Origin of the sequence: Weissella thailandensis (assembly GCF_005405465.1) — a bacterium.
Taxonomy (GTDB): Bacteria; Bacillota; Bacilli; order Lactobacillales; family Lactobacillaceae; genus Weissella; species Weissella thailandensis.
The window spans coordinates 39,824-49,008 of the sequence record NZ_BJEC01000017.1 but is presented as its reverse complement, the minus strand read 5'-3'; the positions used below and the strand labels follow the sequence as shown (position 1 = coordinate 49,008).

Sequence of the window (9,185 nt, the reverse complement as noted above, 5' to 3'; positions counted from 1 at the left end):
CTCAAGTCGCCATTGAATTACCTTGATTTTAAAGGAATATTGATAATTTGTCTTACTTTGACTAGCGTTGTTTAATCCATAGACACCAAGTTCCTTGATATTAGTAACCCAGTTACGAATGGTGTCTGTTCCTTTAATACCAAACTTTTTCCGTATTTTATAAGGCGGAATACCTTGTAGGTACATCGTGACTGCTTCAATTTGTACTTCTTTTGAAAACATAGTAAAACCCCGTAAGTTTTGGAAATTACTCCAACTTACGGGGTTCAGTTCAATCCCAGTTTTTACGTTTATTTATATTAATTATGAAAAGATTGCTGACAAAGCTAAGATAACGATCAAGCCGACAACAGAAATCAATGTTTCTAGTACCGTCCAAATCTTCAAAGTTTGTTTGACGTCCAAATCGAAGAACTCCTTGAACATCCAGAAACCAGCATCGTTAACGTGTGAGATACCAACTGAACCGGCACCAATAGCCAAGACAACAAAGGCTGGATCAACAGCTGATTGACTTGCTACCAATGGTGCAACGATTCCAGCTGTTGTCAAACCAGCAACTGTTGCTGATCCAACTGACACACGCAAAATCAAAGCAATAAGCCAAGCAAAGATAATTGGTGACAATGACGTGTTTGAGAAAGCGTCAGCAATTGCATCAGAGATACCACCGGCTGTCAAGATTCCCTTGAAAGCGGCACCACCACCGATAACCATCAATAGGTTAGCGATTGACTTCAAGGCATTACCCATTGAGTCACCAACTTCACCCATTGTACGACCTTGCTTTGGTCCCATTGACCAGATTGCAAATGACATAGCCACGACCATGGCAATCACAGGGTTTCCAAACATGGCAATGATCTTGTCTAATACTGATGGATCAGTAACGTAACCACTTTGAGTGGCAGCTGACATAGCCTTCCATGAGGCATCACCAACCGTACCTGAGTAAACTTGCTTACCAGCGTTAACTGTCAACGTGTAAATCGTTGAAATAAGCATGAAGATAACAGGCATCAATGAAGTTGTGATTGCCAATCCAAATGATGGTGTATCTTCTAACTTAAACGTCTTAACTTCACCAATAGCATCTAACTTCTTAGTAATCTTAAATGCTTTAGGCTCAAACTTCTTAATAACACGAGTGAAGTATGGTCCAGCAACTAACATCGCAATGATGGCAACAACAATACCATACATCAAGACGATACCAATGTTAGCACCTAGAATATTAGTAACTGCTGTAGGTGATGGCTGTGGTGGCAAGAACCCTTGAGCGGCAGACAATGCTGCAGCCATTGGTATTCCCAAGTAAAGCAAAGGTACTTCAGCTTCAAGCGCAATTGTAAATACAATTGGGATCAAAACAACTAGTCCAACTTCGAATAGCAAAGAAATACCAATGATAAATGATGCACCAGCAACTGCCCACTGCAAACGCTTCTTACCGAATTTTCTAATCAGCGTTGTGGCAATACGGTAGGAACCACCAGAATCAGAAACCAAACGACCAATCATCGATCCAAATCCAAAGACGATGATCAGCTCACCCATCGTGCCACCGATACCATCTTTCAACGCATCGGCGATTCCGGCTGGGTTCATACCCAGACCAAGGGCAACTAAAATAGATGTAATAATTAATGCCACGAAGGTATTAACATTTAACTTCAGGATAAAAAATAGCAACAAGGCAATTCCAAGAACTAGAATCAAAAATGGCCAAATATTAAAATCATTTAGCAGCCATTGATACAGTCCTGTAGATTTGTCAATTGATAATCCTGTTAGCATTGTGAACATAATACACTAACCTCTTCAATCAAAAAATAATTTCACTCACACTTGTGTAAGCGATTGCTCAACTACGTCATTTTATACCTTTTCACTAACTTTTTACAACTGTACAAACTGTAAAAAAAGCGTTTAAGACACCTTTTGATGTCCCGGAATTGGTACACACCAATTTACTTTGTGCATAATCAACGGAAGCCACCACCACCAGAGCCGCCACCGAAGCTACCACCACCGGACATACTCGTGGCACCACCACTACCAGTACTAACAGCGGTTGTCATGGCACTACTACTAAAGTGCTGAACAGCAAAGAATGGGAAAAATGACCCATGATAGTAAACACTTTCTGCTTGATACTCTGGATAAGCCACTGTTAGTTGCTCGGCCACCTCTTCAGCAATACCAAAAGCGGCTGCCGCTAACATTAGATCATCCCACAAGCCAACCTCTTGTGGGGTTCGCTCATTGATCAATGTAAATTCTTGCAAGTAATTCTTTAGACGAGCCAGATTCAAATCAACTTCATCCGCAGCCGGCTTTTTACGGAAGCCTTGTAACCAACTAGCCGCCCGATTTGCCCGATCACGCTTTTTATCATCAGTTTTTACGCGCTTTGTTTTCGTCGGATAAACCAAATCATTGGCCTCACCATACTGTTGACTATAATGATCGAAAGCTTTCGTTAATGCTTCAAGTTTTTTACTATGTTTGCTTAAATACTTACCAAAATCTTTTTGTGTGACAACGCCGTCTTTGGCTGCGTGTTTTAATAATTCATGTAACTTTTGAATCGGTTCTGGCGTATCCGCCGCCAATTCTTTATCAGCCAATATAAACGTGATTTTTTTCTTATTCGGCTTTTTTTCAGCATCTTTTGTCTGAATGGTCAAATATTGATCACGCATCAGTTGCAACAACCCGACTGACAAGAAATTACTTGTCACTGTCGTCGATAACATGGCACTCAATAGTTGGTAAACATTATAAATACTACCGGTTGGAATTTCACGATAGTACTCGCCTTTGGTTTGTTTTTGTAACGTCTTAATAGTTGGATAATAACGACGGTAATTGCGATACCACAGTAGTAACCAAATACCAGCACCCAATACCAACAGAATAACAACAGTCACCACAATTAATGCTAGCCGGCGTCCTTGATCATTCTTCACGGTTTCCCCGTTCTTATAATCTTGATAATTATAATCACTACCTTTAAAGGCTTCTTGCATATAGGAATCAAAAGAACGTGTCGTTTTATATGCCGTACCATAGGTATTCTTAGGGATTTGAACAATCATTTTGACGTAATTATCTTCTGACAAGTTCTTGCTGCTTTGCATGGTCACCTGCCCCTTATTAAACGCAGTTTCCCCATCAAAGCCAAATCCCCAAACACCATAACCATTATCCACTGATAATTGTCGGTTTGAATCATGAACAACAACTTGCAAGTTTTTAGGCGAAATCTTCACATCACTGTTTAAAAACTGCCAAGCAATCATTTGCTTCGTGGCCGTTTGTTCAACAAAATTACTGATTTGATACTGAATCGTATATTCATGAGTACCGTATGAGGTAATTCCCCAATTTAGTTCATCCCCATTCTGACCATATTGATAGGCCTTTTGCTGGCGATTATTATCAGTTTGCCAATTTGATTGCCTCGTAAATTGACGGCCATCCATGCTAACCTGATAATTCGAAAGCTCTTGAGGACCAACTAACTTCACAACTTTGTAAATTTCACTACCTTCATCAGCTGTTACGGACCAATTTTCTTTAATTGTAGCTGTTCCTTGATCATTCAAAGACACATCGATATTCATGCGATTAACGGTTTGTTCAGCCGCAACCTTCTGGCTATTCCCCAACACGAAAAACGAAACGATACATGCCAGAAATAGTAACCAGAGCGATTTTACTCTGACTTTTCCCATTTTGGCATCTCCTGTTTTCCTTGGGTATTTTCGAAGTACTTTTCCTGACTAAAGCCCATTGAACCAGCAATCATGAAATTAGGAAAGACTTGAATCGATCGATTTAATTTCGTAACTGAATCGTTATATACCATTCGTGATAGACGCACTTTATTCTCAAACTCATCAACTGCCGTCATTGTCTGTTGATAGACATGACTAGCTTTTAAGTCAGGATATTGTTCAGCCAAAGCATTGACGACCCCTAATACCCGATTAAATTGTTGTTCATCCGCATTTACATCGGCGACATCTGATCGTTCAGACACGTTTTGACGAGCATTAACAATCTTTTCAAAGGTTTTGCTCTCGTACGTTTGATATTTTTCAGTCGCCTGCATTAAATTAGTTAACGCATCCCAACGACTTTCAACTTGTGCGGCAATTTGCCCCATGGCATTACGGACATTTTCACGTAAACGCACCAACTGGTTGTAGATAGCAATTAACCATCCAATAATTATCACAACCAGAATACCAACAATAATTCCCCATACCATATCAATCTCTCCTGTCCTATTTTGCTAGATTTATCGAGATACTTCTATTACTTTATACCATAAAGCCTACTATAAATCATTGGATAGCCTCTTTGTCCATATCTGTCTGACGGTACCAGTTATAAATCGTCTGAGCATCACGTTTTGGCAAATAACGATTCTCAACTAATAACTCACTGTTACCACTGCGTAGACGAATTTCTAAATGGACCAGTCCTGTCCGGCGCATAAAAATACTCTGCGATATTCGCATTGATTGAATATTTTTCTTAGGCATATAATAGCGCTTTTGACCAAATAGACGGCCCACTTGGGCAACCAAAATATGATTTTCAGTCACACCAAGACCATTTGTTTTACCAACATAAGCACCCAGTCCCCACGCAACCGGCAACAAAATTAGTGATAACAAACCATAGGGACGCCAAAAAATGCAAGTTGGTATAACCACAATAGCAGTTACTAACAAGCGGTTGCGAATCAATGCCCAACGACCATGGGCATTCGTTTGTCGCCATGAAGCGGGTACAACATCTTGGCTTGGCAGCCAATTGATAAAGCGGCGGGTTTGATGTTGCACATCTTTCGTTTGCACGACTGGCATAATGACCACATCACCACTGTCTTCATCATCCGAGGCGTTTGCTGCTACCAACGCCTGAACAGTTGTTAAATGTAATAAGCGTCGTAACCACGATTGGACATACACCACACTTTGAATTCGGTTAAGTCTGACGGTCACCCGACTAGTTTGAAAAAATCCTTTTTTCGTTGTCAGCTGTGAACCTTGGTGCACAATTGTAAAGTGATAGTAACGCTGAATAATCAACAAATAGGCAGCCACGATAGCTAACAAAATCAAGCAGACAACATCAAGTATAATCACCATTGCGGTCTGCTGACTAAAACGACTAAATATTTGATTAATATAATGATCTGGTAAAACATCATCTAAGTTGCTATAAATCGCCAACACTCCAACTAAAATTGGTACGACACTAAATGAAGTCAGCGCATACAAATTTAAGTCGCGCCATTTAATTTGATATTGTGCCTGTTTTGTTTCTGAATGTTGTGGTTCGGCGTTTGTTGATGTCGCTTCTGCGGGTTCATTTATTTCTGAATAACTATTCTGTTTTAATCGTTCCAGTTCTCTAACTTCTTTTACCGTAATCACCGGTAAGCTGGCATCAGCTTGATTGTCAACATGCGCCGATGTTTCAATTTTTAAACTAACCAAATGCAGTGGCTTCATAAAGAACCATTGTTTTGTTTGAAAGGTTTGTATTTTTGGATAAGTCAGATGATGTTGTTTTTTATTAAATATGCCACTTTTAATCACAATTTCATTAGTTGTAATTGCGTAAGTCATGGTGGCATAGCGACCAACTATTAAAGCTAATCCTAAACAAATCGCTGCTAAAAGCACCCACCATAAACCATTAATAGCGCCTAATAATAGTAACAGCCACCACGTCTTCACTTCCTCAACTAAAAAAACAATTAATGCTAAGGGGTGCAGATGTTTTGCCTTAACTGTCATAAACATCCTCCTCCTTGGCTAGATTCATAATTTGATTTTTTAGTTGTGTTGCGGTGGCATGATCAACCCCACCGATTTCATGTACTGCGGCTGCTGTATGAATCTTAACTGATTGTAAATGATTAAATTGTAATAAAGGCCCCGCAGACAAGGTAACATCTTGGATCCGTAAGATTGGCACCGCCGTCGTTTTACGTACGAAAAAGCCCGTTGTGATTTCAACATCATGGTCTGAAAGCTGATAGCGCCAAAATTGATAGCGATAAGGAATCAAGGTAAATTGGATAATTGCCGCCATCATCGCAAGTAAACTCGCCACCCATATCAGCCATGTTGGCCATGAAAAAAAGTAATGACACACTATGATTCCCACCACAATGCCAATATCAATTAAAAGATTAAACCCGGCCTGCAAACGCCAAACCGTTTTGATACGCTTAGGTAATTGTTGTCCCATTTTGTAAATACCTACCCCTTCACATAATAAGTTTAAGCCTAACATAAACGAAATTTGGAAAGCAAACACTATCAACGGGTTTAATGTAACAACATAAAAAACCGCCAATCTAATTAGATTAGCGGTATCGACATTTACATGCCCTATTTTATTAACTTATTACCTTCATAGTTCACTGAATTTTTGCCATCTTTTTTAGCTGCGTATAAATACGAGCCTGCTCTTTCGTAAAGCACTGCAGCACTATTATCATGATTCTGATACTTAGCAACTCCCATCGATATAGATATCTTTACAGACTGCTCACCATTAGTTGTAATATCAATTCGACCAACAGTTGTCTTGAGTTGTTCAATAATTTGCGGTAAATGCGATTCATCAATATGCGTCAACAAAATAGCAAACTCTTCCCCGCCTATTCTGAAAAACGAAGCATCTAATTGTAGATCATATAACTGTAGATTAACCTCTTTCGATAAACGACGCAATGCTGTGTCACCGACTATATGACCAAATTGGTCATTAATTTGTTTAAAATCATCGATATCCAGCATCACAAGATACCAATCATGCTGTCTTTTTTCATACTTATTAAACAGTTGTTGAAACGCAAATTCAAATGCTTTACGGTTACCAATTTGCGTTAAAAAATCTGCATCAATCTCATGGGTCAACGACTCAAGCTGTTTTCTAAAAACTAAGTCCAACGACAAAATAATCGAAATATTAACGATACTAGCAACCATCTGTGCTAGCAGATCATAACCAGAAAATGTTTGATTAAGCGATAAAATACTCCACCACGACATACTATACAAACAAATGATGACAAAAAATCGAACACGCGACCTGATTTTAAAAACATCGTAACTATAAATCAGATGATTTATAAATATAGTTAATAACACACCAAATAACGAAAGAAGTAGCCTACCAAAATCTTGATAATTTGGTACCGCCGGAAAATACACGCTGATATTAAATAACATGACAACAAGCGCCATACAATCCGTTGCATACACAAATAATTTGTCATGTACATGCACAATAAAATAACAGGCAATCGATATCTCAACGCTGTAACCAGTTAATCGACCCCAAATATCAGTCGCATCTGAGTAATTTAAATCAATCATCACAATGGCCACCATTGGTATCACCACTCTTAACCAAATTAACCACCTTTTTAGGACTACCGATCCGTTAACTTTATCGATCCAGGTTCTAATTGAGTAATCGATTGCAACAATCCCCGTTATAATTAACAATGAAGTAATTATAATGACTGTTATTTCCATTATATTTTCCATCCCATGCCTCTATTATTCACTATTTCAGAGCATATTATTGATTCATCTCAGCTAAGTATTTTGCAGTCGATAACGGTTTTATACCATTATTAGTTACCTTATAAATACCCGTACGCACATGTTCATGATAAGTTTTGCTTGTTAATTTTGAAAAAGTTTGATGGTATCTAGGCACAACAACATATTGATACCCCTGAATAATTGACTGAAATTGCTTGGATGAGACATCAAATGCTTCACGCCCGTCCACATGATCACTAAATAAATAATAACGACCCACATAGTTTGCATAAGCATTGTTAACGTCTTGTGCTTTCGCATCAACAAGTAAAATACGTTTGTGGTTAAACGTATTTTGATTAGGCACCATCTGCTGCATCTTTATCGGCAATGCATCGTTCATCTTTTGATTTAAAAAATTAATACCATTAATCTCTGACAACATCAGAACACTTGAAAAGATAAGCAAGAAAAAAGTACTTTCTTGATACACCTGTTTTGTTTGTAAATTGGCAAAACTAGCTGAATTTCGTTGCGCAACAATTGGTTGAAACGATGCTCGGTCAATATCATTTAAAATAATGACACCACTTAATAAAATGCTAAATATGACAATCGTTGATAAGTAACGATCAATACCAGCCAAATTGATGGCTTCAGCATATGGCATTGAAACGACATACATCCCCAGTACACCAATCATATAGATGGCTGTAACTAAATCAGTGATTGCTAACATAAGCAGACTATAACTTCTTTTATGGAGACCAACACGAATCACTAACCAAGTCAGTAATAAGGCAATATTAACTAATAGGATACCTCGAAAAAATAACGTGTCCGTATTAGTCATGTAACTCATAAACTTTTGAACAATTAACCTTTGTGTGTTTGCGGATTCATGATCAACTTGGCTTTGATAGGCTTGCAAGTTTAAGGCATGTTTGGATACTTTCGTAAACACATTAGCGACATGAACACGCCACAGTAACCAACCAATAAAACTTCCAGCAGTCGTCAAGATAATTACTGCGGTCGTTTTAATGACCTCACGCCATTTAGGCGCCTTATTTTTAATCTTCGCCAAATTAGCTATGGCAAAATAAATTAATATCAAGATTGCGAAATACATTGCCGAACTTTTGGTCAATAATAAAAAATTGACAATCAAACTTGTACTAACAATTTGCCAACCACGTTGATTCTGATGAATATAGACAGCACTAATACCTGCTATCGCTAAAATAGCTATCAGACAATCAACTAACAAGTTATTAAATCTAATGGCGATGTTAAAGATATTAATCAGCGTCAACATGAACACCAAGCCTGCCGTTATTAAGGCACGTCGTTGATCGCGAAGTACCCCAAATAAGGCATATAGGCCCGCACCAATAATCACAAATTGCCCGACCAGTAGACTGCCTTCATGATAACCTACAATCGTCGATAAATAGGTCAAAAACATCGCTGTAGCTGGTGGATAATCAGTGAACGTCACCAAATTTTGTTGGGCATCTGGCAGTTCACCGACGAAAGTTAAATACTTTACCATGGTTGCCCAATGGGTAAAATTGTCATAATGAATCAACGGGC

Annotated in this window: 8 protein-coding genes; all 8 read right to left on the bottom strand. The window is 38.5% G+C overall.

The window, feature by feature from the left end:
* The coding region (locus tag FFM62_RS08010; RefSeq protein ID WP_137604529.1) for a helix-turn-helix domain-containing protein at positions 1-222 on the bottom strand (222 nt) is incomplete at its 3' end.
* 81 nt (positions 223-303) lie between these two features.
* Positions 304-1,806: a gluconate:H+ symporter gene (locus FFM62_RS08005; protein WP_115471487.1), complete on the bottom strand. Its 1,503-nt coding sequence runs from the start codon at positions 1,804-1,806 to the stop codon at positions 304-306.
* A 179-nt stretch (positions 1,807-1,985) separates the two neighbouring features.
* Positions 1,986-3,740 carry a DUF2207 family protein gene (locus FFM62_RS08000; protein ID WP_115471486.1) on the bottom strand — a complete coding sequence of 585 codons (1,755 nt, stop codon included), beginning with the start codon at positions 3,738-3,740 and terminating at the stop codon, positions 1,986-1,988.
* On the bottom strand, positions 3,722-4,279 hold the full coding sequence (locus tag FFM62_RS07995) for a LemA family protein (protein WP_075269392.1): 558 nt from the start codon (positions 4,277-4,279) through the stop codon (positions 3,722-3,724). Before FFM62_RS07995 ends, FFM62_RS08000 begins: the two co-directional genes overlap by 19 nt.
* Positions 4,280-4,355: 76 nt before the next feature.
* Entirely contained in the window at positions 4,356-5,822 is a 1,467-nt protein-coding gene (locus FFM62_RS07990; RefSeq protein WP_075269391.1) for a PH domain-containing protein, read from the bottom strand.
* A complete protein-coding gene (locus FFM62_RS07985) occupies positions 5,812-6,279 on the bottom strand; it encodes a PH domain-containing protein (protein ID WP_115471485.1) in 468 nt (155 codons plus the stop codon). Before FFM62_RS07985 ends, FFM62_RS07990 begins: the two co-directional genes overlap by 11 nt.
* Before the next feature lie 143 nt (positions 6,280-6,422).
* Complete coding sequence (locus tag FFM62_RS07980; RefSeq protein WP_115471484.1) at positions 6,423-7,589, bottom strand: GGDEF domain-containing protein; 1,167 nt, start codon at positions 7,587-7,589, stop codon at positions 6,423-6,425.
* A gap of 34 nt (positions 7,590-7,623) precedes the next feature.
* Complete coding sequence (locus FFM62_RS07975) at positions 7,624-9,144, bottom strand: glycosyltransferase family protein (RefSeq protein ID WP_133296307.1); 1,521 nt, start codon at positions 9,142-9,144, stop codon at positions 7,624-7,626.
* Positions 9,145-9,185: the final 41 nt, after the last annotated feature.